Here is a 26,880-nt window from a genome sequence, read left to right on the forward strand (position 1 = left end):
GGCGATTGTTGTTCATCATAGTAGCGCCTTTCTTACGTTTTAAAGAATAGTTCAGATTACTTTACTCCGCCGAATGCCGCAAAACAAAGGTTCTTGTGTAGGATTTCTACTTTTGAAAATCCCACCTGCTGCATGAGCGACAGCTGGTAGCTAACAGAACGAGGCGAATCTTCCTTGTCGATGTACGCCAACACATGCTCTTTGTAAGATGCTCCACCTATTGCTTGCAGGTAGTCGCCATACTTGTGCCAGAACATCCTGCTTACAGGCTCTTGCTCATGGCTTACCAGATCCGATATCCAAAAGCTGCCGCCCTTCTTTAAGCAACGGCAGAGCTTCGTAAATACCTGCTCCCACTCCTGGTTATCGCGCAGGTGGTGCAAAACTGCTCCGGCCAGTATAATATCGTACTGCTCGTTATTTAGCTCCAGGTCACGTATGTCGGCTTGTACAATATTGGTTTTACCTGTAGTTGCTGCTCCTACACGCTCCTGCGCCTTGAGTAACATAGGCAGGCTCAGGTCAACCAGTGTGCAGTCTAAATCAGGTAATTTGCTGAGCATTTTCAGGGTATAGTTGCCGGCGCCACAGCCAAGGTCGAGCAGTGTTTTAGCGTCAGGGTTTGTACTTTGTGCAGCCGAAGTAATCAGTTCCAGTGTAAGCGGGGCATCAATTGTAGATTGCTGGCCGGTATCGAGATTCGAGAAGCGTTCTACATCTTGATCGAAACGGGTTCTGATTTCTTCTACAGTTGATTTTTTAGAGAAGTCTTCCATAACAATTCTGCTTTAGCTTTATCATAAGGCAAGGCTAAAGAATTGCAGGAGTGATGTTAAATTAAAATACCGCGCTTATACGAAAGCTAAACGTGATGAAATTGTAGTTTACCTGTAAGCCTGTGCTTCTGCCGGTCTTTTCCTGCGCTGCTGGTTTAGCCAGAGCAGGCTGGGATTATAGCCCATATCGTGTACCCCAACATAGAGCACCAACTTTACATTATTAGATGATCTTACAAAAACAACTTCAGGGTCTGCCCCTCCGAAGTAAGATTCTTCGTTGGAGCTTTGCAGGTCAGGTGGAACTGCTTTTTCGCGCAGCAGGTAATTTACATGTGCCTGCGAAATAGTGTCCTGTTGGTTAGCAAGTATATTAAAGGCTCTGATCGAATGGCTGGGAGGGACTAATTCATCTTTAGTGCCATGTGCCAGAAAAATAGGCACATCTTTGGCTCTACTGATATAGGTGCTGGGACTGCGTTTTTTAGCAACTCCCTCTGCGTATGTGCCGGGCATGGGTTCTCCTCCCAAGGCACAGGATATTTGCTCGTTATATACTCTGTGAGGATAGTTTAAATTAAACCTATACCAGTCCGCTATATCAAATACAGGTACCCACGCCACAACACCCGCCCAAATATCCGGATGCAGGCTTGCTGTAACAAGGGCAGTCATGGCGCCACCTGACGAACCCACCATATAAATGCGATCCGGGTCAATATCATCGTATCCTTTGGCGAAGTTAACGGCATCTATAATATCCTGTATGGCAAGTTCAGATGCCATGGCTTCAGGTTGTTTGAATGCACCCCGGTAATTAGGTTGAATAAAGGCCCAGTCGTATTTTTTGCACCACAAAGCAAAGGGAATGCTTACCTCTTGCAGGTATTCGCTGCTCCAGCTATGTAAAACAACCAGCAGGGGCTTTTTACGGGAACTGTTGGAAGCATAATAAAGAGCAGGCTCTTTTTTGCCGTCGGCAGTAGATTTGATCTTAACTTCTTGTATCTCCGGAACTACTTTTTCCCAATTCTTAATGTTCTCATCTGCAAACTTAGATGGATAAGCTTTGGAAGTTGTATATTCTTCCATGCGTGCTATCTCTGGAATTACCTGGGAGTTACCCGGCTTTTCCCGTTGCTGACACGCTGAAAGCAGCCCGCACAGGATTAAAAGGTAAGACAGGTTTTTTAAAATATTTACTTGGACTGTTTTCATTGCTGAACTCTTATGCTCTGTAAGAAGAGTTGCTGGCGCCTTAGGTATATCCATAACAGTTAATACGGCAATTTGTATAAATAATTGCCAGAAAATTTTACGAAGGTTCAGCAGGGTAACTACGCGAATTGAATTTAAAAGATGATAAATTTCAAAATTTAACACCTTTTGAATTCAGTTTTTTTGGTGCAAACATAGTCAAAGTGTTTTAGAGCTGGTGATCAGATCAGGGGGAACCATACTTTAGGCTGGTCAACGGCATCCTGTATAGAAATACCTTCCAGAATTTCTACCGTGGCATCTCTTACCCTTTTCATGATCATTCTAACCTCACATGTTTCAGGATTATGACATTCTTCGCATGGCACGTAACCTACCCTGCGGGTACAGGTGGTAAGGGCAAGGGGGCCGTCCATGATGCGAATAACATCGGCAACAGTTAATTTGCTTGGATGCTCCCGTAGCACATAACCTCCGCTTCTTCCTCTACGGCTGTGTAGCATCCCGTTCTTTTTAAGATCCAACAGAATAGCTTCGCAAAACTTTTTAGGTATTCCGGCTAGCTGAGCTATCTCTTCGTTTGTGGCTGCTGTATTATCTGTTTTCTGCGCCAGCACAATAAGGGCTTTAAGCGCGTATTTTGCTTTTTTTGAAAGCATGAAATATATAAATAAACTAGTTATTGCTGTATTTGATTGTACAAAAATAAGAAATAAAGTGGATATAAGCACCTGCTTCTACAGCTGTTCAAGCAGGTGCCTACTTTAGTTCTACGGTAAGAATTTTATCGCCTACCTCCAGTTGATGCACAATATCCATGCCTTCGATCACCCTGGCAAAAATTGTATAGCGTCCGTCCAGGTGCGGAGTAGGAGAGTGGGTAATAAACCACTGGTTGCTTTCTGTGTCTTTGCCGGCTGATGCCATGCCTACATAGCCTTCGCGGTAGTTAAGCGGAGCAAACTCTGACCGGATGGAATAATCTGAACTGCCCCAGCCATCGCCGCGCTTATCGCCGCCCTGTGCCACAAAGTTAGGAACTACTCTATGGAAGTATAAGTCGTTGAAGAAGTGCTGTTTTACCAGCTCCACAAAGTTGGCCACTGTGCCAGGTGCATCTTCTACAAACAATTGTAAAGTAATATCACCTTTTGCAGTTCTGATCTGAACCTGCTGGTCGGCAGGAATTTCCTGAACTAAATGCCAGTTAATAGGATGTGTAAAAGGATTCTGAGGCGTATCAGATTCTCTTTTACCACTTAAGAAGTCTATTGTTTTTTGTAACTCTATATTCGTTTCCATATCGCGGGGCAGCTCCAGCTTCTGCTGTGCTTCGCGTAGGAAAGACAGGTCTTTGTAGATTAAACGGTAGGCAAATTTGGGCTCGCGCATTACACCTGCTGCAAGGCCAACCAAAGCCACATCGCCAGACTCAACCGCCTTTTTAAATGCTGCTGCCAACTGCTGCTCCATCGCCCTCGGAAAATCGGGTTGCTGGCGCATTGAAATTAATCCTTCCAGACCACTTGTTGCAATAATCGGCTGTTTCGCGAGAAATATTTGCTCTTCTATAAACCTAAAGTTGCCAAAGTGGCCCGATAGCGCTTTTAAAAAGTGTGCCTTGTCATACGGATCGTTCGCTGTTTGATATAACCTTCTGAACTGGGCACTGAAATAGTCTTTGTTAGGGCTTTTGCGCAAAATCGCCCATACGAGGTTCGCTCTTACCCGCCCATCCTGTACCTGGCTAAGTAGCCTGTAAAGTAAGGCCGCATCGGCTGTATGATAATTTGCCATCAGGAATTCAGAGGTGGCTACAGCCGTATTCATGTTTTTATCAGTTAAGCCAGCAACAATGGCCTCTGAAATGGTGGCAAATTCCAGCCCGGACATAGCGCGTATGGCACTAAGGCGGACACGGTAGTCCGGATCGCTTTGTGCAATGCCTGATAATATGGCTGCTTTGTCTTCAACGCCAACTTTAGCAAAGGCTTGTGCAGCAGCCATCCTGACTTCCAGGGCTTTATCTGAAGTGGCAGCGTTCAGGAGCTGCATCTTGTATGGCGTCAGGTCCAGCTTGGTTGTGCGGGCCAGATACTGGGCAGCACCAAGGCGTGCTTCATAAGGGTTTTGGTCAGCAATCAGCTTTATAGCTTGTTGTGTGCCCTGTGCACTGTATTGCTGCCTGAGCCCGGCGCGGTACAGACCCCACGCCTGGCCACCAAGCGCAACCGGATTCTGAGCCTTGTAAGCAGATAAATAATTCAGCCCTGCTCCTGTGGCTACTTTACCAAGCGATTCTAGCAGTGCTGCCTGTACCTGCGGGTTTTGCTCACGGTTCAGGTGCAGTATAATCGGGTTCTGTATTTTGCTGTGTCCGATTTGGCCTAGTGCATAGGCTGCGGCAATCTTTAACGATGCACTTGTGTCTGAAAGCATACCCAGTAACTGCGGTATTGCCAGGGAATCTTGTACCGAAGCAAATGCTAAGGCAGCCTCTTTTCTGTAAGCAGGATTATTATGCTGCAGGTAGGGCAGAAGTGCCTTGGTATTCCGTTCATCCTGCAGGGTATATATTTGTTGGAGTGTAATATCTGAGAACTTGTTTACTGCCTGAATCTGAACCGTACCAGATTGCTGTGGCTGCCTTTGGCAGGCAGCAAATAGCAGGAATAAAACAAAAGGCAGCACGATTTTCTTCATATTATGGTGGTATTCAGCAATGAATATAGTTAAAACTATAATTATATATTGGTATGTTTTTACTTTCGCTATAAAATTAACTTTAATTTTGCTATTGACATTAATTTATTTACATTTAATGGAGTATTCGGCTTTTGTACATCTATGGTATAGGAGTTGGTTGAAAACACATAGGAGCCCCTTTTGAGGCTGAATGTAAGAATAAGAGTTTAATATTTGATAAAATCATTTGTTAGAATAATTCAAAATTTAACAAATTAAATCCTGCTTTACATTCAGCTTAGTAGTATAACATTTCTGTTCAGTAGCATAAAAACAAACTTTCTAAATTATTGATTTTATATGTATATAAATCTCTACCCAAATAAAGAAAAAAGCAAGACCAAAAAAAATCTGCTTCTACTGGGGTTCTTCTTCTTTGCAGGTGGTGCTTACGCTTTTTTTCGTGAGACTGTGCTACAGGATACCATTCGTGTAAACTGGGTTATAGGTGCCGTGGTTATTTTTATAGCTGGCATTTTATCCATTTTTATGGCCACTGACAGAATATGGTTAAAAGATGCCTATTTCTCGATGCAACCCGATTACATTAAGTTCCGCCTGTCTTTCTTCAGCAAAGAACATATGCTGCGTTGGAGCCAGATACAGCAGGTGCGTATTTCCAAACATTTTGTTTTGTTTGAACTTAATAACCAGGAGCAGGTAGAGCTTAAGCTTGGTGCCATACAAAGTGATGATGTTGCCCGACAAGTAACTTCTTCTCTACGGTTGGCAGCTCTGGACCATCAGATAGCTGTTAATGGTGTTAAAATGCATGAGCATACTATTAATTCCTAAAGAACCAGGAATGGCAAACAGCTGAACCTGATTACAAATTTCTGGGTAGGGTATTTACTTCAAAAGGGGCTTTTTAAGTCCCTTTTTTGCTTTACAGTCCATTATGAAGAAATGGTGCTGTAACCAACGATGAACAATTGTATGTACAGTTTTTTTACATTTGTGCTTAGTTGTACTGAAGTGCCGGCATAATCGTAAACCCCATAAAGGGTAGTGCCGCATAAGCAAATACTATTAAAATGAATAAAGAATTTATACATACACTTTTCCAGAATCATGAGAAGGCGCAGCATCGTGTACAGGCATCTGCAATCTGCCAGCTTATGGAGGGAGTTATGCAGCTTTTATTTCCAACTCTGGCTGAGCAGCGGTTCGAGTCGGAGGAGGCACTTCATTTATATGTGGAGGGTTTGCAGAACAAGCTTTCACAGATCATGATGGGCATGGAAAAAGCTTTGCCAGCCCCTGCGCAGGAGCTGGCTACCAAGGTAATGCAGGAAATGCCTTTTATTCATCAGTTACTGCTGCAGGATGCTTATGCCATTGCCGAAGGTGATCCGGCAGCTCAGAGCCTGGAAGAGGTAATTCGGACTTACCCCGGGTTTAAAGCTGTGGCCGTGCATAGAGTCGCTCATACCCTGTATAACTTGCAGGTACCATTACTGCCGCGCGTCCTTTCTGAATATGCCCACGCCAAGACTGGTATTGATATTCATCCCGGAGCCAAAATCGGCACTCATTTCTGTATCGACCATGGTACGGGCGTGGTAATAGGAGAGACGACGGTTATAGGTAATCATGTAAAGGTATACCAGGGGGTTACCTTAGGAGCATTGAGTGTGGATAAGGCCATGGCAAAAATTAAGCGGCATCCTACAATAGAAGACCATGTGGTAATTTATGCAGGTGCAACTATATTAGGCGGCAATACCGTAGTAGGAACACGTAGTGTTATCGGAGGAAATGTGTGGCTGACAGAAAGTGTACCGGCCTACTCGAGGGTATACCATCGTCCGCAGATTAAAGTAAACCAGTCGGCTGGTCCGGCAGATGCCATTGACTTTTCTATTTAAGATTAGCAGTTTCGGCTGCAGGTATTTGTTGCTACTAAAGCTCTTCTTATAAACCGGTTTTGTGGTATTATTATCTATTCATCATTAATCCAGATCAAAATATAAACTTATGAAAGTTAACTCAATTTTAGAGACTATCGGGAATACCCCAACAGTCAGGATAAATAATTTGTTCGCGGGCAAAAATGCTGAGGTATGGATGAAGCTTGAAAGAAGCAATCCGGGTGGCAGTATTAAAGACCGTATTGCCCTGGCCATGATAGAAGATGCAGAGCAGAAAGGAATGCTGGAGAAAGACTCTGTTATTATTGAGCCTACCTCTGGTAACACAGGTGTAGGTCTTGCTATGGTGGCAGCCGTAAAAGGATATCAGTTAGTGCTGGTGATGCCGGAATCAATGTCGATTGAACGCAGGCGCCTGATGGCTGCCTATGGTGCTAAGCTGGAGCTCACACCGCGTGAGAAAGGTATGAAGGGTGCTATTGAGCGTGCCAAAGAAATGCTGGGTGAGCACGACAAGGCCTGGATGCCCATGCAGTTTGACAACCAGGCTAATACGCAGGTGCATGTTGATACCACAGCACAGGAAATTTTGCAGGACTTCCCGGATGGCTTTGACTATCTGATTACAGGTGTTGGTACAGGGGGGCACATTACAGGTGTTGCTAAAGTGCTGAAGGAGAAATTCCCGAACCTGCAGGTTTTTGCTGTTGAGCCAGCCGCTTCACCGGTGATCAGTGGTGGACAACCGGGCCCACACCCGATCCAGGGAATCGGAGCGGGTTTCATACCGAGCATTTTAGATACAAGTTTATTAGATGGTACAGTACAGGTGAAGCATGAAGATGCTTTTGAGTATGCCAGAAGAGCTGCTTTTGAAGAAGGGATCTTCTTAGGTGTATCGTCTGGTTCTTCCCTGGCTGCAGTTTCGCAAAAGCTGGAAGAAATTCCGGAAGGTTCCAGAGTGCTTACCTTCTGCTACGACACAGGCGAACGCTATCTTTCTGTAGAAGGTCTGTTTGTATAGCAGCTACAAATTCAAATAAAAGGAAGGGCTTCGCAGCAAACGGCGAAGCTCTTCCTTTTTGTATGCCTGATACTTTCTCCGCCGGTTTTCTGGCTTGAGTTGTTTAGTTAGTTACAAATTGGCTGAAACAAAAAAGCACTTGCTCTGAGATGGAGCAAGTGCTTTTTTATAAGTGTGGAGAATATCGGAGTCGAACCGATGACCTCTTGCATGCCATGCAAAAGAATGCTATTTTCCTGTATTTTCTTCTTTATTCAAACATTCTAAAAAGCTGCTTTACGATATTGTGAGTGGCTTTTTAGTTTGCTTTTATTTTCTGTTGGTTTCATGTTTTTTCGCTTTTTGTTTGTAAATTGTTTGTAAGTAAAATATTTGCAAACATGTTTGACTATTCAGAAGGCGGTGTAACTCTGGAGGCTGTATTAGATAAAAGGACTCCTACAAAAGCAGGCTTATACCCAATTAAAATTAGAGTTACCCATAAGAGAGTTCCTAAGTATTACGGTACCGGAAAGTACATCTCATTGGATGATTGGGAACTTTTGCCAGACTCTAAAAGCAGGGCTATGCTGGATATTAAAAAAGCTATTCAATATGAGGCTGATAAAGTAAAGGAGCAGGTAAAGGACCTTGTGAGGAATGATCTCTTTTCTTTTGAGGCACTCAATGGTAGACTTGGAAAAGGTATAGGCTCATCCGTGAACGTGGCTTTCATCTCCAAAATGGAAGTAACGATAGAAGATGAAAAGGTGAACACATCTGACTGGTATAAGTACACCCTAAGAAGTATAATCCTGTTTACAAACAGAGATCAGGACCCCAAAGAACTTAAAGGTGGTAAATTCATAAGTGCGGCATTGTTGCCAGCCAATAAAATTAACATCTCCCAGATCACTGTTGCCTGGCTTCAAAAGTATGAAAAATATCTACTGGATGAAGGTAAGAGCTATACAACGATTTCAATGTATATGAGGGCGCTGCAGTCTATTGTGAATGATGCTAAAGAAGCTGGAGTTATTAAAGCCTCACAGCACCCCTTTGGCAAAGGCAAGTATGAAATACCGCAGCATGAAGGGAGGAATATTGCCCTAACCATAGCGGATATTGGCAAAATTGTGAAGCACGACTGTAAAACTGATACCACTACCATGTGCCGGGATCTTTGGTTTTACTCTTACTTATGTAATGGGGCCAACATCACAGACATTTGCAAGTTCAAGTACTCCAATATCCGGAATGGTGAGATCTGTTTTTACCGGCAGAAGACAGTAGCCAAGGCGAAAAAGAAAAAGCTCATTCATGCCATCATTACACCAGAGATGAAAGCAATTATGGAGCGGTGGGGGAATCCTCCTGAAAGCCAGGATATCTACATCTTTCCATTCTTAAAAGGCGGGGAGTCTCCAACCGATGAAAGGCGCATCATTAAGAACATCACAAAGCTGATGAATGATAAAATGAAGATCATAGGTGACGAGCTTGGGATCGGTAATATAAGTACCTATACGGCTAGGCACAGCTACGCCAGTGTACTTAAACGATCAGGGGCTAATATTGCCTTTATATCGGAGAGCTTAGGGCATAATGATCTTAAAACTACAGAGAACTACCTGGCATCTTTTGAGCAAGAGGAGAGACAAAAGAATGCAGCTTTATTGACTAATTTTTAAGAGTTATGGATATGAACTTTTATGTAAGTAATATTAATAGCGCATCTCAAGCAGTATTAAACTATAAGCCCCATCCTCTAGCCTTATATAAGGCAGGATTGCTGCCTCAAAGTTTAGCAAGGAAGTACTTTATTGATGAAAGTCCAATCTTTAAATATATCACTCTTCAAAAATACAATCTCTATTTTCTTCCTGCTTTTAGTGCATCGATAGATAAACTGCTAAAGGATAATGATACAATTCCTATTGCATATATGCTCAGATATCAGGAAGGCTTCTTTAAGGGCTACGGCTCTTCACTTATTCCATTTATAGATACGCCTGATAATAGAAGGGATGCAGTAATTCAAATAGTGCTCCAAAAAGATTATGGATTTATTCCTAATGGACTTGCCCAGCCAGGGAGTAGGTTTGAACACAAATATTCTTTAAATGAGTTTTATAGTTATGGTGTTGAGGTAGGGATAAGTTATAAAGCTTGGGGAATATTGTTGGAAAACATATCCTTATTTGAGAATGCTTTTACTTCTGAAGTAGAAAAGCAAGTTTCAAATCAATTTCAATATTTAGGAAACAGGCAAATCATTACAGTTGATGAGAGTATGATGAATAAGCCATTGCTTACAATCCAGATAGCGCCAACTGCTGATAAGGTAATATCGCCAACAGGTCCTGCAGTTAGTGATTCTATAAACTGTGCAATCGCACGGCACAAAAAACAACCAGATGGTAAGCCTAAACAAATGGCTATAGCTTTATACTATTATTACCTTCACAGGACTGGGGAGTCTTTAATATTTGATGAAATGGAAGGTGGTAAAATAAATGGAATAAAGACAGAAGCGGAAAGATGGAATGTGTCTTGGAAGGCACTTCAAACAAAATATAACTCTATATCGATGACAGGTGGTAAAAGGATAAGAACAGCTTCTAATATGAAAAACCACATTAAAGCTGCTATTGAGTTATTATTTAAAAACCCACATGAACTGTCAGATGTTAATGCTGCATTGGCCCTAGCTAAAGATGAACTTAAGATAGCTGAATTAAGTAACCCCCTTACGTAACCCCTTACCACCCCTTACCACTTTTGCAAGTCATGATATTTGTCTCATTAACTAAATGAATGAGACAATGACTAATCCATTTGATGTAATTGAAGCACGACTTAGCAACATTGAAACATTGTTGCTAGATATTAAACATCATTCTCCAAACAAAGGAGAAGTTGGCCGGCAAGCCGATACTCTTCCTTTTGAGGAAGCAGTAAAGTTTCTTAATAACCAAGGTTACCCTATTAGTGAATCACAGCTTTATAAACTAACCAGCACCAAACAGATTCCTTTCAAGAAGTTCGGGAGAAAGCTTATTTTCTCACGTGGGGATCTGCTTGCTTGGTCCAAATTACAGCTGGTAGAGCCAACTAACTCTGCAGAGGAGGCAACACTTACCCTTGCCAGATCAGCCAGGCGCAAAAGAGCATAGGAGGTATCCATGTCAACGATATCCACACCAGAGGCAACATCCAATATTAAAGAATCAGAATGGTATAATTGGAGCTATCAGGAGCTATGTCTTGAGAAGGGAGAGCTATATGCTTTTGATAAGGTGCAGATGTATGAACAGCTGTCAAAGCAGTTTGAGGCATGTGAAAGCTTTATCGTGCATAATTGCCTACTCCTGGCCAGCTTCAAAGAATCTTGCATTAAATCATAAAAGGAGGAGTAGATGAATGGATATGAGTTGGAAAAAGCATTTTGGCCTTACGCTTTCGAAGAACCAAGGATTAAGGCGCCTCATGTTGCAATCTATCACTGGATTGTTCATCGTGCCAATAAAAGCGGATGGAAAAAAGTGGTAGACATACAAACAGAGTTGTCTATGGAGACTTTAGGAATTACAGACTGGAGGACCTATAAGAACGCTCTTCAATTTCTGCACGACTGTGGGTTGATAGTATGGGTGGAGAAAAGTAGAAATCAATATACCTGTAATAAAGTTTCATTAACAGGGAAATGGCTTTCTGAAACTGATTCTTACAAACTTGCTTCTGCACAAAATGTAGAAGCAGATGTAAAAGCAATTGTAGAAGCAATTGTAGAAGCACACCCCAGAGCAACTGTAGAAGCTATTGCAGAAGCATTACAGTCATATATAAACCCTGAAACTAATAAACCTAAAACCTTAAACCAAAAACCTCAAACAGAACTGCAAAGCAATGCTTTGCCAGATTATGAAATTTCATTTGAGGTATTCTGGAATTTATATGATAAGAAGGTTGATCGAAAAAAAGCACTTGTTGCTTGGAAGAACCTTTCTCAAATTAAAAGAGATGCTGCGGTAGCTCATGTGCCCAGATACGTTGCTTCCACTCCAGATAAGAAGCACCGCAAGAATCCAAGCACCTACCTACATGGTGAGTGCTGGAGTGATGAAATCATACCTATAAGCTCTTATAGCTCTCAAGTTCCCATCATGAATGCGGTGCCAGGGTTTAATATTCAGAAGTCAGTAAAAGAACAACAGAAAAAGGTATACAAATGATGAAGGCTTTACCACATCCAAATGAATTAAGAATTGAAGTTATGGTTTTGGGTACATTAATACAGAGTAGGCCTGGATTAGTTACAGCTCTGCCTTATCTAAAAAGAATTGAAGTGTTTTATAAACCTGCTCACCAACAAATTTACAGGGCGATCCTATCTCTGTACAGAAAAGGTGAGTCAGTTGATATACTTACTGTGACGCAGGAATTACGGGAAATAGGTAAAATAGATTTTGTAGGAGGCCCTAATTATGTTGTTAGCTTGACGCAGAATGCATATTCAGATGCTAATCTTCTACATCATATCCACATATTATTAGAATACTATGCCAGGCGTGAGGTGATGAATTTATTTTTGCAGGGTTACCAGGGCGCTGGTGATCAGAGTAATGATATTCTAGAGTTAATCTCAAAAAACGTAAGTAATCTTTCAGCCCTTTTAGGTGGCATAACCGCCAACAGCGCTGTAACAGCAGCTCAAGTTTACGATGATTTTATAGCTACAACCCAAGCTAATATAGAAAAGTTAGGGCTTGTCGGCGTGCCGAGTGGTATAAGCAGTATAGATAGGTTAACCGGAGGCTGGCACAAAGGAAATTTAATTATCATAGCAGCACGTCCTGGCATGGGTAAAACAGCTTTAGGGTTACAATGTGCAAAGAATGCAGTATTACAGTATGGGAAGCGTGTTGTATTCTTCTCATTAGAAATGAGTAACGAGCAGCTTATAGGTAGGCTTATTGCTTCTGAATCAGAGTTTACTAATTCCCAATTCATAAAAGGGCTACTCACGACGGATGATCTGGAAGAGGTTGTTATTATGAGCCAAAAGCTTCGGAATAATAATATGTTTCTGGATGATACTGCAGGTCTCACTATAACAGATTTTAAAACAAAATGCCTTAAGCTTAAAACTGACTATGATATAGATTTAATCATAGTTGATTACCTACAATTGATGAGAGGTGAGAGAGATGGTAACAGGGAGCAAGAAATCAGCTCGATTTCCAGGGGGTTGAAGCTCACAGCTAAGGAGCTAAGCATACCTATTATAGCATTTTCTCAATTGAGTCGCGCTGTGGAGAGTAGGCCGGATAAAAAGCCACAATTATCTGATCTTAGAGAATCAGGGTCAATTGAGCAGGATGCAGACATGGTAGTTTTCTTATACCGCCCGGAGTACTACGGTATAACACAAGATGAGATTGGTAATTCAACGGTAGGCACATTGCAGCACATCTTCGCTAAACATAGGAATGGACCTTTAGACACTATTATTACCAGGTGCGACTTAGCTCATAGCTCCATTACAGATTACGCCGATCAGTATTAGAATATAAAGATGACTGTCAAATGTAGGCACTCATGCAGTTAGAATTATTCCCTGAGCCATCAAAGGATAAACAGAAGCGAAAAGACTTTACCACAGCAGATATAAAGCTTACCCGGGAGTTGTACACCAATGGCAAGTTACCAGGTAAAGAAATGGCTAAGCTGTTAGGGCACAGTTACGACAGCTTCAGGCTTTTTGTGCAGCGGAACCCCGAATTGAAGAAGGGGAGGTAAAAGAGCGATTTGAGCATGCTGAAGGTTTTTCGGGAATCATAACGCGCGCGTGTAGAGCTTTGAATATAGATTCATACTAAAGCAAAAGGGGCTGCCGGCAATAAAGCCAACAACCCCAAATATCCACACCAGAGGCAACTGCTGTAGATGTAATCAAACAATCCTATATGCATTACTAGAAGAGCATCAATGTACAGAATATATTTTGATTACTGTATTATCAAGGCACTTAGGTTTTAAACGCAAGGGATTTAAGCCAATGATAACCCACTTAAAAAGGTTAATTTAGTGTAGGTGGAAATATAAATATTTTAATCACTCGTGCCCTGTATTTAGCTTAAACGCTATATCATTATAAAGTATGAAAGGAAATCTTAATAAGAAACAGTCACTCTTTATAGAAGAATACCTTAAAGATATGAACGCAACTCAAGCAGCTATGCGTGCTGGGTATAGCGAGAAAACGGCAATGGTCCAAGGGCACCAACTACTTAAGAAAACTTTAGTTTCTGAAGAGATTAAGCGCCTGCAGGCTGAACGTTCTGACAGGCTCCAACTGGATACGGATGCTGTTGTAGCTAACCTGGCTAACATTGCCGGGGCGGTTATCTCAGACTTTGTAGACTTTGACGGCACTAGCTTGAAATTCAAAGATTTCAATACACTCAGCAGAGAAAAGCTGGCGGCTGTGGAAAGCATCAAGCAAGGCCGTTTCGGTTTGGAGATTAAGCTTTATAACAAGATCCATGCATCTGACCTGATCTTGAAGGCCATAGGAGGTTACATAACCAGTTCCGACATTATAGACAAGCTACCTCCGGAACGGCTGAATAATCTGGTAGATGAGTTGATGCAAAAATTGAACAGATGAAATCTAAATCAAAAGAAAACAGCCGGAAGGTCCTGAAGCAGATACTTTCTGGCCGGATAACGAAAGAACAGGCGGCTGAAAGGCTGGAGAGAGAAAAGCCATTTGATCTACACGCCGCTCTGTTTGAGTTTTGCGAGGGAGACCCCGACATAATGAGAAGCTTTTTCCCTGACAGATATCCGATACAGCCATGACGCAAAGAGACATATTAAAGCAGATCCTGCTTGGGCAGGTTTCAAAAGAAGAATTAAAATCCCTGTTAGCTGACAACGGGGTAAACGGATGTGCAGCAGTTTGGATAGAGGAGGATGGATATAGGGTTGAGGATGTAGTTTATAAAACTGAAGCACAGATGAAAGCAGCTATATATCCGAAGAAGCCATTTTTTCTAAAGATAATCAGAGGGAACATACCAATATTCCAAGATGAGAAGGAGGCTGAAAAATGGCTTGATGTAGAACCAATATTTAATAATGTGAAAAATGAGACAGTCTAATTTAATCAGAGGAATCTTCACAGGCTTTAGCCGGATGGTACACGGCAGGCCTTTACCTGGTGCACAGAGAATAAGCGCACCTAACCCATACCAGGCGAAATACATGGAGCGGGTTCAAAATCTCCCAGCGTCGCAGTTTATGCTGGATGGAAAGAAGAAGCTTGATGTAATCACCGGCATCATGAACGGTAGCGTTACCGATGCTGCAGCTGTTCAAACTTTACGAACCATTGCCAGGGACAATACTCCTCTTTCATCGATCGAAAGGGCCAGGCTCCAGAAGTATGATAACACCTATACACACAAGAATGGATTAGAGACATTCTCTGATGATGATGTAAGTACTTATGCCCTCTTGCTTGCCAAAGCCACTCCCCATGGCCCAGGCCGCTTCATGTTGGATAGCAAGGATCTTATTACTGGCAAACCAATTTCCAGGCAGAAGCCGAACAACTCAACGAAGGCCAAGCCGAAGCCAAAAGCGAAGAGGGTGAGTAAGCCTGTGCCAAAGCCAAGAGCATTGGCAGAAAGCACAGAACTGGCAAACGGCGAGGGCAAGATCTATTATGAAGGAGAGTTAGATGAGGGCTCTAAAGTATATGAAAATCCGGAATTAACAGAAGCCTTAGGTGACGGAGTTTACGAGCTGGATAATGGTATTGAAATAGAAGTGGCGGGTGGCATTGTCTCCAACATGATCCTAGCTGAAAATGATGTACCTGGAGGCGGCCCTTCTGCACAGGCGGTGGCCAGGCCAAAGCCAAAACCAAACAGGCCACTGGCGAAACGCCACCCACTGGATTACGCAGCCGATCGAATTAGCGGCCGGGTGAAGGTATCGCGGAACGGACATCCTCTGGATGGTGTGGCCTCAAAAATTAACGGCAAACAGGATCCTTGGGCGAAGGTCACCAAAAACATCAAGCGAAAATTCAAACTGAATTAAATATATCATCAACCATATAACCAGATAGATTATGGCAGGAAGAAAGAATTACCCGCTAGTTCTGACGCCTCAGGAGCGGTTAGAGCTCATCAAGGCAATTACCTCTAGAAGATACGCAGGTTGGGAGCATCTGACCGTGACAACTGAAGAGGAAGATGTTATACTCGACAACTTGCTTAAAAGGCTTGGTATTAATATCGAGCTTAATAAGCAACAGAGCGGCTCTGGAGTATGGATATTAGATGTAGTAGATGTAATCAATAGTAAAGACTAAAACAAAAATCAATTTTATAATTCAACTTTTAGACCAATGAAAAAGGAAGTGCAAATACCAGAAGAAAAAATAGTCATGTCTCGCGATCAGGATAAGATTGAAGAGTTTAAGCGCCGGGTTGAAAGCTTAGTGGATCAGGTGAATAAAGTAATAACTTCTTTCAGGAGGTTAGGTCTTGGAGAGCTGTCTATGCAAGATATTTCAAAGCTGACTACAGGTAAGGTAGTAATAGCTAACATTGTGCGTGATCGGATAGTTGACGGTAAACCTGTAGAGGTGGCAGGACTATCTCTTGATATCGAACAGGTAAAGCAGATGGTGAAGTTGCCTGATTTGTCTGATGTAGAGAGTGCCATAAATATGCTGAAGGGAAGGATTAAAAGAGACCATACCGTCTACTATAGAACAGCTCACCTTAGTGATGTAGCAATAGTGGATGATGAAGCTGTGCTTTCTGAGGATGTCCTGAGCTCTTATATAGATTCAGTATCGGTTTATGCGGTAACGGATCGGGAGAAGGAAATATACTTAAAAGTGGAGTGTGCTAAAGATCTGATACAGGAACTGCATGATCAATACGGGGTGAGTGTCATCCATAACGATACTTCCCATAACATTTTGCGTCAGATAAGGTCAGATGGTGGTTATAAAGCTGTCATCGAAGTAAGCCCACTCAAAAGGCGCATGGATGAAATTGAGGGCAGGAACAGGTACTAACAAATAGCAGGGGCTCATCTGGCCCCTGCATAACCATCACACACCATGTCAGAGCAAAAGAAAGAAATATTACTTAGGTTTAGATTAGACGATGCTGCCACCAAAAAGGAGCTGGTAAACCTTGGCAAGCAGATAGAGAACAATAAGCGCCAACAGGCTGAGCTGGCTAAAGAGATGAAAGCCGGCAATGTGGTGACGGATGATATGATTGAACGTCAGCAGGCTTTGAAGTCAGAGTATGCTTATCTTTCAAAACAGCAAGCCCACCAGCTTAAGATGCTGGAAGCGCAAGCTAAAATGGATGAGGCTGCTGCAGGTTCAGTGGAGCAACTTCGCACAAAGCTAGTTGTCCTTAAAGGAGAATATTATGCTATGTCAAAGGCACAGAGAGAAAGTGCCGAGGGCAAAGAGATGAAGAACCACATCAATGAGATTACGGATGAGCTCAAAGGTGCTGAGGAAGGTATACAGGTTTACACCCGGTCCGTTGGCTCTTACAGCCGTAGCATTATTGAGGCGGCAGATAGCTCAGGCCTTCTGGCAGCAGCTATCAGCTTTGTTGGAGATGGGATGGACAAAGCAAAACAGGCCGTTTCCTCTGCTAAAGAAGGCTTAAGCAACTTTAAAGATGGAATGGATGGCGTACAAAAAGCATCTTTCTTAGGCCGTAAAGCCCTGATGCTGCTTGCTATGACTCCGATACTGATCATGTTTACAGGTCTTCTGGCGCTACTTACCAAAACACAAGCCGGCATGAACTTTTTAGAGCGGGTCGTTGGCTCCTTAACTGCTGCCTTCGACGTGTTCGTAAACTCATTTGCCTCTGTTGGGCAGGGCCTTGTAAAGTTAATGCAGGATCCTAAGCGGATATTTACAGACTTCAATGGAGTGGTGAAAGACTTAACTGTTAATCTAGGGGATATTGGCAAAGCGGCTGCGAAGGCAGGAGCTGAAATGTACCGGTTGATTGATTTGGAGCAACAGCTAACCAGAGAGAAAATATTAAATTCCTCCACCTCCAAACGTCTATTACGCGACATTGAAGCCTTGAAAAACGTTCGGGATGATGAAACCAAATCCTTGCAGATAAGACAAAAAGCTAATGCGGATGCCTATGCCAAAGAGATGGAGCGTAATAAGGTGCTGTCTGATCTGGCGCAGCAGGAATTAGATATACTTATCAAGAAGGCAGCTGCTACGGCAGGCCTTAACAAGGTTCAAACGGAACAGTTGGCAACCTACTCTCACAATAACACACTTACCAAAGAGCAAGCTGCACTTCTTAAAGTAACCGATGATGAGTTGCAAAATATCATCAATGCACAAAACGAGCTGTTCGATATACAGGAAGACTCAAACGGTAAGCAGAATGAGTTTATAACTAACCGTGTCTCCCTCATAAAAGAGGAGGCTGATCTTCGCAAGAAAAAAGCCGAAGAAGCCGCTAACAGGTCAAAGGAGATGGAGGATAAGCAGTATCAGGCGTTACAAAAGCGATTGGCTGACGAGAAATCCGCACTTGAGCTGGCCGTACTAAATACAAAGGATAACTCAGAGGAACGACTAAAGGCTACTATTGATCTTTACGACAAAGAGCGGGAGATTGCCCTATCGGCAAAAGATTTAACTGCGAATCAAATAGCGCTCATTCAGGCTCAGTATGACCAACAGGAACTACAGGCCCGGAAGGATCATTCTCTCAAACTTATAGAGCTTGCTAAACAGGAGGTTGAAGCAATAAAGAATGCCAAAGAAAAGGAATATAATGAAGCTCAAACTCTTACTGACAAGTATTATGCGGAGCAAAGGTTAGTTATTACGGAACAATATGCCAATGGCGAAGTAACTGAGCAGCAATATCAAGCCAGATTAAATCAGCTCCAAGTTCTTGAGCTTCAGAACAGGCTGCAAAACCAGATTGACTATGGTACTGATTCCACAGCCACCGAACAGCAGATAGCAGATAACAAAGTTGCTACCAGGAAAAGAGAGGCAGATGAGAAAGCCGCCATCGTAGAAGCGGAATATCAAACGGCTGTTACAGTTACCCAGGCATTGGGAGATCTGGCTAACATTGTGGCTGGCCAGTCTGCCGAGGCTGCTGAATTCCAGAAGGCAATTACCCTATTCCAGATAAGCCTGTCTACTGCTGAGGCGATCAGTAAAGGTATCGCTTCTTCTCAGTCTTTACCTTTCCCAGGTAATATGGTGGCGATGGCTACTACTGTTGCTACTGTGCTGGCTAACATAGCTAAAGCTAAACAACTGCTTACAGCGAATGCTCCGGAAGCCCCACAGTTCTACACTGGTGGATATACTGGTGATGGTGCGGTGCATGAGCCGGCAGGCATAGTACATAAGGGAGAATATGTGATGAACCAATCTATGGTAAAAGCGAACCCGGGGCTTGTGGCTTCTCTGGAAAAGATGCGCTTAAAAGGCTACGCTTCAGGGGGATTGGTAACACCTAACCCTAAGTACCTTATGCCACCTGCTTATGTGCCGAGTAGCAGTATGGGGGGATTCGACTATGATAAGCTTGCTCAAGCTATAGCAAAACTTCCTGCGCCAGTAACAAGATGGGTAGATTTTAAAAGGATGGAAGATTTTCAAGGAAAGGCTAATGTTTTTAAAGAAAGGTAGTTTCTAAAATTATAAGCTTAAGCAATGATAAAAGTATTTGTTAATAATAAACAAGTTGATACAGTCTCTGATAGTAAAGTTGCTGTTACTGTTCAATCTAATGATTTAACGAAGCCTGATATGGTCCAGAGTAGCTATACTAATATGCTGCGACTACCAGGTACCAATAGGAACAATTCAATTTTAGAGAATTCTAATTTGGTAACAAGTATTGCAGAGTCACCCTATAGGTTGTTAAAAGTTGAGGTGTTACATGATGGAATAGAACTACTGCCCTCTGCTATAGGCCTTCTTGACTCTTTCGAAGAGGACTATAATCTGCAGGTATTCTCAGGGGCGGTAAACTTCTTCGAAAAGTTAGGGGATAAGTCAATACGAGATCTGAACTTAGCACGATTCAACCACGTCCGCGACCTGGATAATGTAGCAACTAGAGGGAACCCATACCGAAACCATACTCACGGCTATATCTATGATCTGCATTATAGGGGGTTCTCTTTCAATAGAGGGAACTTAAACCCGATGCACCTGTACCCTTCGGTGTTTGTCCGTGCTATATACGCTCAGATGATGGAAGAAGCGGGGGTGAAGTGGAGCTTTGAGAACGATACCTTTAACCGGCTGTTACTTCCTTTCACCAATGGCATCCCTGTTCATAACCAGCAGTGGGTAGAAGAAAGGCAGTATAACTACTTTCTAACAGGCACCCTCACGCCCAGTATTCCGAAGCATTACGGAGAAGTGGAGATTACTCTCACCGTAAATGTAACGAAGCTGAAATCATCCAAAGTCAGTGCGCCTGCTTTTCTTCTGGTGGCGTTGAGAGACAGTGATAACTTTAACTTACAGCCGCCTGTACGTTTAGATATCTCCGCAGTAGGCCAGCAGGAAGCAAAAGGAACTATTAAAGTAAGTTCTATCTATAATTTGAATAGCATCTCTTTTGTGGTGCAGCGCGAGAACCTGGTAGCACAGAATGGCTTTTCAGATGCTGCTTGGTTCTCCTCTGCTGAAATTAAGGCCAGCTACAAAGACGAAGCCTACTACAAGTCCGACTGGAGTATTGCCGATAACTTACCGGATATTAAGCAAAAGGACTTCTTTAAGATGGTGAACTCGTTGTTTGGATTGATGCCCAACTATGATGTATTTAGTGATATGATGATGCTCGTGCCCATGACCCAACTGGAGACCAATAAAGCTAATGCATTGGATTGGAGTAAGAAGCTAGTGTATCCTGCTGGCAAGCAGCCTGGAATTAGTTATAGGTTTGGGAAATTTGCTCAGAAGAACTGGTTTAGATACAAAAGCGGCAGCGATGCGGATTCTTTTTTGCCAGTAGATAACAACACATTAGATTATGAAGTAACTGTCCTAGAGTTACCCGTTGCCGCCTCAGGGCAACAGCAGGGGTACGTGGATATTACCACTCTGGAAGAAGAACGAAAGGTGTTAAGTGGGTACAAGCATGTCGTAGCGAACGTGCAAGGGTTAAGCGGCCTGCAATCCCAGACAGGAGACGTAGCTTATGTGCAGGATGCTGCTTCTGGAAACAACTATACCCGCAACGAATCGCAGTACATCTTGAAGGGAGGAGCAGTATATCGACAGTCCCTGGGGAATTGGTATTATATAGATCAAGAGATAACCTATAAACCCGTAAAGACAGAGCCCCGCCTCACGCTGCACCAGCCGAACGTGTACCAGGGTGTAACCTTAAGAGAAAAAAATGAAACACCCGGCAGAAGCATCGCTATGGCAGTGAGTACCTTTGAAGGCTTAGACTTTACCTCATTGTTAAAGACGTATTATGGCATCCTGAAGGATATCCTTTATCGTTGCAAAGGACTAACGCCCTACTTCTTACTGGCAGCCCATGAAGTGCAGAACTACGATTGCTCTGTTCCAATCTGGTTAGATCAGTATCAGTCTTACTTCTACCTGAACTCTATTAATGAGTACACTGGAGAGGGCCCAACAGAGTGCCAGTTATGGAGGTTGTAATTCATTATCAACAACCTGTTGATAATGAATTACCTATTTTTTCGTTTCTTCTGCCTCAACAGCATCATTACATATCATTCTGATATAACCGGCAAAGCTTACACCTTTCTTCTTTGCAAGTGCTTTTAACTTCTCGTGTAGATCCTGTTCCATCTGAAAGTTTACAGTAATTTTCTTTTGCTCCTCTGCCATTTTAGTGGTGTTTTTATGTGTTATACGGCACAAATATAAAAGCAACAATCAAACCACAATTAAAAATATTGCAAAATAATTGTACTAATTAAAAACTAATTGCATATTGCTTGCGTTATACAATTAAAACACAATCAAAATAAATGTTTGGTGAGATAAATTGTTAAATCATATATAGTTTAAATCATGGAAAAGTTTTTACCTGTTTCAGTTGATAAGCCAACTGTATTTATTACCTCCCAGGGAGCTAACGGCACATTTGATGTAGAACCGTTTCTTAAAACGCTTGATAACGCTGGAGCTGAAGGCATGGCCATAGAGATAGACGATATCATGCAGGACCTGACCCATTTGTATATGGATCTTGAGCCAGGCTATACTAAAGCCAGTTCACTGCTATATACTCTAAGAATTTTAAGAAATGCCCTTCTCACCGGTGGAGGCTTTTTAGAAATTAAACAATAATAAGTAAAAGTTAATCTTTTGAGAACTTAAATTCATTGTATGCAACTAGGTATAATTGAACAAATGCAGCAACAAATTCAGCATCAGGAAGAGCTGATTAAAGAACTTGTCAAACGAGTGAATCGCTTAGAGAAAGGCCTCAGCGAATGGGTAAAGACAGGTGAGGCCTGCAAGTTAACAGGATTGCACAGAGATACACTCTACAACCTAAGAGCAGCGGATAAGGTGGCTTACAAGTTCGAGGGGAAGACAGTGCTTTACCTGAGAAGCAGCCTGCAGGAGTATAATGATACGAAACGACCAAGAAAAGTAAAAGCTTAAAATAACTATACCTTTATGAAAAACTCAACACAAACTCCATATGGTGGAAATCAAGAGTGGCAGCAAAGTTACGAGGCCCGAAGAGCTAACCTTTTCAAGCCTGTTGAACCAGGTTCAATGCAATATTATATAGCTCTTCAGGAAAGAGATCATATTTTCAATGTTCATCCTATTCTGAAGGTTCTGGAGATGCATGAGCCAGGTGTAATAATTAAGCAACTCGAAATTGCTCTTTCAGATTTATCAATGTATTATTTAAATGATGAAAGTGTACCGGCCAGCGCATCTCATACAGCATTGGTCTTAAAAAATTTGCGTGATGCCCTTATGACAGGGATGGGTTACTTCAGCCTTGATCCTTACTTCGAAGAGTTTAAAAATAAAGAAGGTGAGTTTGCCGGAAACGCAGCATAAGCAACATTTATTTATATGCAGAAGGTAGTAATCATTCCAGAAGTAGAGTGGGAGCAGTACCAGCAGAAGCTGATCGATTTAGAGAAGAGGCTGCAGCTGCTTGAAAACGGTCTTACAGAATATGTTGGTACAAATGAAGCTTGTCGAATTACTGGAATAGGTAGAAACGCACTTTATAATGCTAGGATAGAAAATAAAATCGAGTGCAAATATGAAGGGCGTAAAGTCTGTTATTTACGCTCATCACTACTAGCCTACAATGAATCTAAGCGTCCCAGGAAAGGAAATTAGTCTATGGCAGAGGTACCAGATATGAAGGAGTTTCTCCAGTTAAAGGAGCTATTCCAGCAACAGGTTACCTGCTACTTGTTTGTAAATTGTTTGCAATAAAAAAAGCACTTACAAGTTTTACCCTATAAGTGCTTCATTATCAGTGGAGAATATCGGAGTCGAACCGATGACCTCTTGCATGCCATGCAAGCGCTCTAGCCAGCTGAGCTAATCCCCCGTTTGAGTGGCACAAAATTAAAACATTTTTCTGTTTAACCAAATCTGAACTACAGATTCTGTAAATAAAAAAGGCGGGACTTAAGCCCCGCCTTTTTGTAAGATAGTTGTACTTCTTATTAGTTGAAGATATAACGAAGGCCTAACTGTGCATACCAAGTAGTAGCAGTAGTAGTTACATCTCTGAATGGAGAGGTAGGTAATACAGTTTCTCCATTTTCTGTAATAGTTCGCATTGTAAAGCTTCTTACACCTGTAGTAGCGTTATAAGAACTGTTCAATAAGGTTTGTCCGTTGTTGAATGTTTGACGAATACCCCATCCTGAATTAATTAAGTTTCCAATGTTCATAATGTCTGCACTTAACTGTATTGTATTGCGCTTACCTCCAACATTCATAAATAAATCTTGAAGCACTCTAACATCAAAGCGATTTAACCAAGGCATTAAAGCTCCATTACGTTCTGCATATTGGCCACGTCTAGTGCTTAGATATGAGTCATTGTTTATAAAGTTATCAAAAGCTTGGCGTTGTTGCTCAGCTGTAAAAATTACATTGCCGTTGCTAACAATATCAACAAAATTAAGATTAGCAGAATTATTTGGGATATACAGAAGGTCAGCATTTATACCATCATTGTTAAAGTCGTTCTGATAAGTATATGAGAAGCGTCCTTGATGAGAGCCATTATAGAATACTGAAACAGTTGTGGCTAGGTGATTAAAGTATGTTTTGCGGTAAGAGAGGCTTGCCACAATGTTATGAGGAATGGCATACTGTGAAGGGTAAAGGTTTTGCTCATTAGGACCATTCACAGCAGGGCTACCAAGCCAAGCAGACGAAGCGTTAGAACCTGGATTACCAGAAACCTCTTTAGCCGCTGTATATGTATAGTACAATGATCCATACAAACCTCTACGTGCAGGGAGAGACAAACCTACTGTACCGCTGAAAGAATATCCTTTCTCGTTTGTGTTAGTTAACACAACAGCTGTATTTGCTGCAACTGCAGTATTGTATCTTGTTGTATTAGATCCTCCAGGATAGAATTGACGATGATCATTTTCTTCATCACCTCCATAATTCATAAGGGTATTTGTTTGTAACCTATTAGCGCCAAACTGATATGCTGCATTAATGTCTGCTGTATATAATAGATCAGTTGTAGCAACTAAAGGTGTGCCAGGAATAGTATAGTCTGCTCCCAAACTTGTTCTCCATACTTTAGGCATTTTAAACTCACGGTCTACTAAAGCAAAGCTCGTTGGCACTCCGGCATTAGGGTTTTTGATAAACACATTGGATGCACTCGCTGGAGTGTTGTTTAACCAGTAGTAAGGATCTGGATTAAACCGAATATCGCCTATCCAGCCCGCTACTGAAGCATAGCTATTCGGTTCAACATTGTTTTGAATTACACCAGAGTTAGATGGCATGTTAGTCAACCATACAAAAGGCACACGGCCAGCAAATAAACCAGTACCACCACGAAGTTGTAGAGATCCATCGCCAAGAGCATCAAAATTGAAACCAATTCTTGGAGATAACATTACTCTTGTTTTTGGCCATGACCCTGTAGTATATTGTTTAGGGTTGCCATAAACATCAGATAATACTAGATTGTCTATAGAGGTGTTAGCTGTCAGATCGTTGATATAAACCGGCATATCAGCTCGTAAACCTAATGTAAGGTCTAATCTATTTGATACAGCATATTTGTCTTGAACATATAATCCTGCTGTTCCCAAGACAATTGGAGCGTAAGGGTCTTGGCCTTCATAAGGGTAAGTAAGACCAAACATAATTGGAGCTACTTCATTAGCTGTTCCAGTAGTCAAGAAATCCGCAACAGAAGCATAGCGGTAATAAGAGGTACCTAAACGAATATATTGGTTGCCAAACTTTTGTGATTCGTAACTAGCTCCTGCAGTAAGTGTATGCTTACCAGCTAAGTAAGTAAGGTTGTTAATAAAGCTATAGTTGTTATTAAGAACATCATTGCCATAAGTAAAGAGTTCATAACCAAATGTCATATAGTTTGTGCCTGTTGCACTGCCATCCCAAATATCCACCATAGGAAAAATCTCACTTGGTGATGTCCTTGTGTCTTGGATACGGCTATATGTTGCTAAGAACTGATTTGATAGGCGAGAAGAAAACGTGCTATTTAATTCTGCAGACGCTGAACGAACAATGTTTTCAGTAAAATACATTGTGTTTTCAAATGCGATAGATTGATCGCTAACACGGTTTACAGTAGAGCGAGGGCTTGGGCCGGAACTACCGTTTACTAACGATCCTGACTCACCTTTAACTTGATTATAACGAACTGCTAACTTATGTCTATCATTTATATTCCAGTCAATTCTAGCTAATAAGTTTGTACTCGTTCTACCGTTGTCATTTGCATAATTCTCATATGCTCCAGGATCATATCCCCAAACATTTATTAAATGGTTACGAACTGCCTCCAGATCCGCTCTTGATGTTCTTGCAATATTTTGTTCTGGATTAGCAACACCATTATCTGAAGCCCTCCAAAGGTTAACTGCATTTGGGTTGGTGCCCTTTTCGTTAACATGCTCAGCATTAACAAAGAAAAATAACTTATTTTTAATGATTGGGCCACCTAGGCGGAATCCATAGGTGTTGCTTGATGTTGCATCTCCTCTTTCAAGCTCAAGATCATTTATTTTTAAGCCATTGTACTTTTGGTTTCTGTAAAAAGTGTAAGCTGAGCCTGAAAATGAATTGCTACCACTACGAGTTACAGCATTAATGCCAGCGCCAGTAAATCCACTCTGACGAACATCATATGGAGCAATATTTACTTGTACTTGTTCAATTGCATCAAGCGAAATTGGCTGAGAGTTTCCACCCGGAAGTGGGTTGGTATTTAAGCCAAACCCATTATTGAAGTTTGCTCCATCAATTTGCACGTTGTTAAAACGACCGTCACGACCAGCAAAGCCATTGCCATTCGCTTGTGGTGTAAGGCGTGTAAAGTCTGTAAGGCTTCTTGTTATAGTAGGTAATGTGTTAATTTGTTCTGTTGATACGTTAGTTGCAGCTCCTGTTCTTTGAGCATTAAATACTGCACTCTGATCTGCTGTAACTACTACTTCCTGTAGCTGACTGCCTGCATCTGATATAACAGCATCAAGGTTATATGGCCTACCTAACTGTAAATTAATATCAGTATATCTTTGAGATTGGAAGCCTATATAGCTTACTTCTACTAAGTAAGGACCACCCACTCGCATATTTTGAATGTTAAATCGGCCTTCTGAATTAGTAGCAGTGCCATACGTAGTTCCAGAAGGTTGATGAGTAGCCCTAACTGTTGCCCCAATTAGAGCTTCTCCATTAGTACTTCTTACAGACCCGCTCAAACTACTCGTTGTTACTTGTGCATTTACTCCTGCCAAGCAAAACAACATGAGAAGTGTTGTCAGTAAATAATTCTTCATAAAATTTTTAGATAGGTTAGGTGTGATTTTTTGCCCCGAACTGTAAAGAACTGGAAGTACTGCGGCTGGGGTAACACGCACAGTACTAGTAAAGTTTTTCATCATGGGTATGATTGATTTTTGTGCAAAAGTAATTCACCCTAAG

27 protein-coding genes and 1 tRNA gene are annotated in these 26,880 nt (G+C 42.0%); 21 read left to right on the plus strand and 7 right to left on the minus strand.

Features of this window, described 5'->3' with window-relative positions:
• Window positions 1-56 precede the first annotated feature (56 nt).
• The 4 genes from C1N53_RS21550 to C1N53_RS21565 form a co-directional block, all read right to left on the minus strand.
• Entirely contained in the window at window positions 57-776 is a 720-nt protein-coding gene (locus C1N53_RS21550; RefSeq protein ID WP_137761263.1) for a trans-aconitate 2-methyltransferase, read from the minus strand.
• A 108-nt stretch (window positions 777-884) separates the two neighbouring features.
• Window positions 885-1,994 carry a S9 family peptidase gene (locus tag C1N53_RS21555; protein ID WP_137761264.1) on the minus strand — a complete coding sequence of 370 codons (1,110 nt, stop codon included), beginning with the start codon at window positions 1,992-1,994 and terminating at the stop codon, window positions 885-887.
• 221 nt (window positions 1,995-2,215) lie between these two features.
• Window positions 2,216-2,653, minus strand: coding sequence for an Rrf2 family transcriptional regulator (locus C1N53_RS21560; protein WP_137761265.1), 438 nt, complete (start codon window positions 2,651-2,653; stop codon window positions 2,216-2,218).
• A gap of 100 nt (window positions 2,654-2,753) precedes the next feature.
• The gene (locus C1N53_RS21565) at window positions 2,754-4,697 is read right to left on the minus strand and encodes a peptidylprolyl isomerase (protein ID WP_137761266.1); all 1,944 of its coding nucleotides are present in this window, start codon (window positions 4,695-4,697) and stop codon (window positions 2,754-2,756) included.
• Window positions 4,698-5,039: 342 nt separating this feature from the next.
• On the opposite strand from C1N53_RS21565, the gene C1N53_RS21570 reads away from it, so the two are divergent.
• The 17 genes from C1N53_RS21570 to C1N53_RS21650 all read left to right on the plus strand — a co-directional run bounded on the left by C1N53_RS21570 (window position 5,040) and on the right by C1N53_RS21650 (window position 21,366).
• A complete protein-coding gene (locus C1N53_RS21570) occupies window positions 5,040-5,534 on the plus strand; it encodes a hypothetical protein (RefSeq protein ID WP_137761267.1) in 495 nt (164 codons plus the stop codon).
• Between the two features lie 239 nt (window positions 5,535-5,773).
• Window positions 5,774-6,607, plus strand: coding sequence for a serine O-acetyltransferase EpsC (epsC, locus tag C1N53_RS21575; protein WP_137761268.1), 834 nt, complete (start codon window positions 5,774-5,776; stop codon window positions 6,605-6,607).
• Between the two features lie 109 nt (window positions 6,608-6,716).
• Window positions 6,717-7,634 (plus strand): cysteine synthase A, encoded by a 918-nt coding sequence (gene cysK / locus C1N53_RS21580; RefSeq protein WP_137761269.1) that lies wholly within the window; start codon window positions 6,717-6,719, stop codon window positions 7,632-7,634.
• A gap of 380 nt (window positions 7,635-8,014) precedes the next feature.
• Window positions 8,015-9,304, plus strand: a complete 1,290-nt coding sequence (locus C1N53_RS21585; RefSeq protein ID WP_137761270.1) for a phage integrase SAM-like domain-containing protein — start codon at window positions 8,015-8,017, stop codon at window positions 9,302-9,304.
• Between the two features lie 5 nt (window positions 9,305-9,309).
• The gene (locus tag C1N53_RS21590; protein WP_137761271.1) at window positions 9,310-10,371 is read left to right on the plus strand and encodes a hypothetical protein; all 1,062 of its coding nucleotides are present in this window, start codon (window positions 9,310-9,312) and stop codon (window positions 10,369-10,371) included.
• Window positions 10,372-10,426: 55 nt separating this feature from the next.
• Entirely contained in the window at window positions 10,427-10,789 is a 363-nt protein-coding gene (locus C1N53_RS21595) for a helix-turn-helix domain-containing protein (RefSeq protein ID WP_137761272.1), read from the plus strand.
• 243 nt (window positions 10,790-11,032) lie between these two features.
• Window positions 11,033-11,848 (plus strand): hypothetical protein, encoded by an 816-nt coding sequence (locus C1N53_RS21600; RefSeq protein WP_137761273.1) that lies wholly within the window; start codon window positions 11,033-11,035, stop codon window positions 11,846-11,848.
• Window positions 11,845-13,182, plus strand: a complete 1,338-nt coding sequence (gene dnaB / locus C1N53_RS21605; protein WP_137761274.1) for a replicative DNA helicase — start codon at window positions 11,845-11,847, stop codon at window positions 13,180-13,182. Before C1N53_RS21600 ends, dnaB begins: the two co-directional genes overlap by 4 nt.
• 32 nt (window positions 13,183-13,214) lie before the next feature.
• Window positions 13,215-13,415, plus strand: coding sequence for a hypothetical protein (locus C1N53_RS21610; RefSeq protein ID WP_137761275.1), 201 nt, complete (start codon window positions 13,215-13,217; stop codon window positions 13,413-13,415).
• A gap of 361 nt (window positions 13,416-13,776) precedes the next feature.
• Window positions 13,777-14,286 (plus strand): terminase small subunit, encoded by a 510-nt coding sequence (locus C1N53_RS21615; protein WP_137761276.1) that lies wholly within the window; start codon window positions 13,777-13,779, stop codon window positions 14,284-14,286.
• Window positions 14,283-14,480 (plus strand): hypothetical protein, encoded by a 198-nt coding sequence (locus C1N53_RS21620; protein WP_137761277.1) that lies wholly within the window; start codon window positions 14,283-14,285, stop codon window positions 14,478-14,480. Before C1N53_RS21615 ends, C1N53_RS21620 begins: the two co-directional genes overlap by 4 nt.
• On the plus strand, window positions 14,477-14,782 hold the full coding sequence (locus tag C1N53_RS21625; protein ID WP_137761278.1) for a hypothetical protein: 306 nt from the start codon (window positions 14,477-14,479) through the stop codon (window positions 14,780-14,782). Before C1N53_RS21620 ends, C1N53_RS21625 begins: the two co-directional genes overlap by 4 nt.
• Window positions 14,769-15,728, plus strand: coding sequence for a hypothetical protein (locus tag C1N53_RS21630; protein ID WP_137761279.1), 960 nt, complete (start codon window positions 14,769-14,771; stop codon window positions 15,726-15,728). The genes C1N53_RS21625 and C1N53_RS21630 overlap by 14 nt, the downstream gene beginning before the upstream one ends.
• 31 nt (window positions 15,729-15,759) lie before the next feature.
• The gene (locus tag C1N53_RS21635) at window positions 15,760-16,002 is read left to right on the plus strand and encodes a hypothetical protein (RefSeq protein ID WP_137761280.1); all 243 of its coding nucleotides are present in this window, start codon (window positions 15,760-15,762) and stop codon (window positions 16,000-16,002) included.
• Between the two features lie 36 nt (window positions 16,003-16,038).
• Window positions 16,039-16,719 (plus strand): hypothetical protein, encoded by a 681-nt coding sequence (locus C1N53_RS21640; RefSeq protein WP_137761281.1) that lies wholly within the window; start codon window positions 16,039-16,041, stop codon window positions 16,717-16,719.
• Between the two features lie 45 nt (window positions 16,720-16,764).
• Entirely contained in the window at window positions 16,765-19,362 is a 2,598-nt protein-coding gene (locus C1N53_RS21645) for a hypothetical protein (protein WP_137761282.1), read from the plus strand.
• 24 nt (window positions 19,363-19,386) lie between these two features.
• Window positions 19,387-21,366, plus strand: coding sequence for a hypothetical protein (locus tag C1N53_RS21650; RefSeq protein ID WP_137761283.1), 1,980 nt, complete (start codon window positions 19,387-19,389; stop codon window positions 21,364-21,366).
• Window positions 21,367-21,399: 33 nt separating this feature from the next.
• Here C1N53_RS21650 and C1N53_RS22645 read toward each other — a convergent pair whose 3' ends face one another.
• On the minus strand, window positions 21,400-21,558 hold the full coding sequence (locus C1N53_RS22645; protein WP_168194082.1) for a hypothetical protein: 159 nt from the start codon (window positions 21,556-21,558) through the stop codon (window positions 21,400-21,402).
• A gap of 186 nt (window positions 21,559-21,744) precedes the next feature.
• Between C1N53_RS22645 and C1N53_RS21655 the strand changes: the two genes are divergently transcribed.
• The 4 genes from C1N53_RS21655 to C1N53_RS21670 are packed head-to-tail and all read left to right on the plus strand — an operon-like array spanning window position 21,745 to window position 23,049.
• Window positions 21,745-22,023: a hypothetical protein gene (locus C1N53_RS21655; protein ID WP_137761284.1), complete on the plus strand. Its 279-nt coding sequence runs from the start codon at window positions 21,745-21,747 to the stop codon at window positions 22,021-22,023.
• A 39-nt stretch (window positions 22,024-22,062) separates the two neighbouring features.
• Window positions 22,063-22,344, plus strand: coding sequence for a helix-turn-helix domain-containing protein (locus C1N53_RS21660; protein ID WP_137761285.1), 282 nt, complete (start codon window positions 22,063-22,065; stop codon window positions 22,342-22,344).
• Window positions 22,345-22,359: 15 nt separating this feature from the next.
• Window positions 22,360-22,758 carry a hypothetical protein gene (locus C1N53_RS21665; RefSeq protein ID WP_137761286.1) on the plus strand — a complete coding sequence of 133 codons (399 nt, stop codon included), beginning with the start codon at window positions 22,360-22,362 and terminating at the stop codon, window positions 22,756-22,758.
• Between the two features lie 15 nt (window positions 22,759-22,773).
• Window positions 22,774-23,049 (plus strand): helix-turn-helix domain-containing protein, encoded by a 276-nt coding sequence (locus tag C1N53_RS21670; protein ID WP_137761287.1) that lies wholly within the window; start codon window positions 22,774-22,776, stop codon window positions 23,047-23,049.
• A 143-nt stretch (window positions 23,050-23,192) separates the two neighbouring features.
• Here the strand turns inward: C1N53_RS21670 and C1N53_RS21675 are convergent.
• Together C1N53_RS21675 and C1N53_RS21680 are read right to left on the minus strand one after the other, a co-directional pair.
• Window positions 23,193-23,266: transfer RNA gene (locus C1N53_RS21675), tRNA-Ala, on the minus strand.
• A gap of 118 nt (window positions 23,267-23,384) precedes the next feature.
• Complete coding sequence (locus C1N53_RS21680) at window positions 23,385-26,840, minus strand: carboxypeptidase regulatory-like domain-containing protein (RefSeq protein ID WP_371415943.1); 3,456 nt, start codon at window positions 26,838-26,840, stop codon at window positions 23,385-23,387.
• Window positions 26,841-26,880: the final 40 nt, after the last annotated feature.

Source organism: Pontibacter sp. SGAir0037 (assembly GCF_005491705.1).
In the GTDB taxonomy this organism is placed as follows: domain Bacteria; phylum Bacteroidota; class Bacteroidia; order Cytophagales; family Hymenobacteraceae; genus Pontibacter.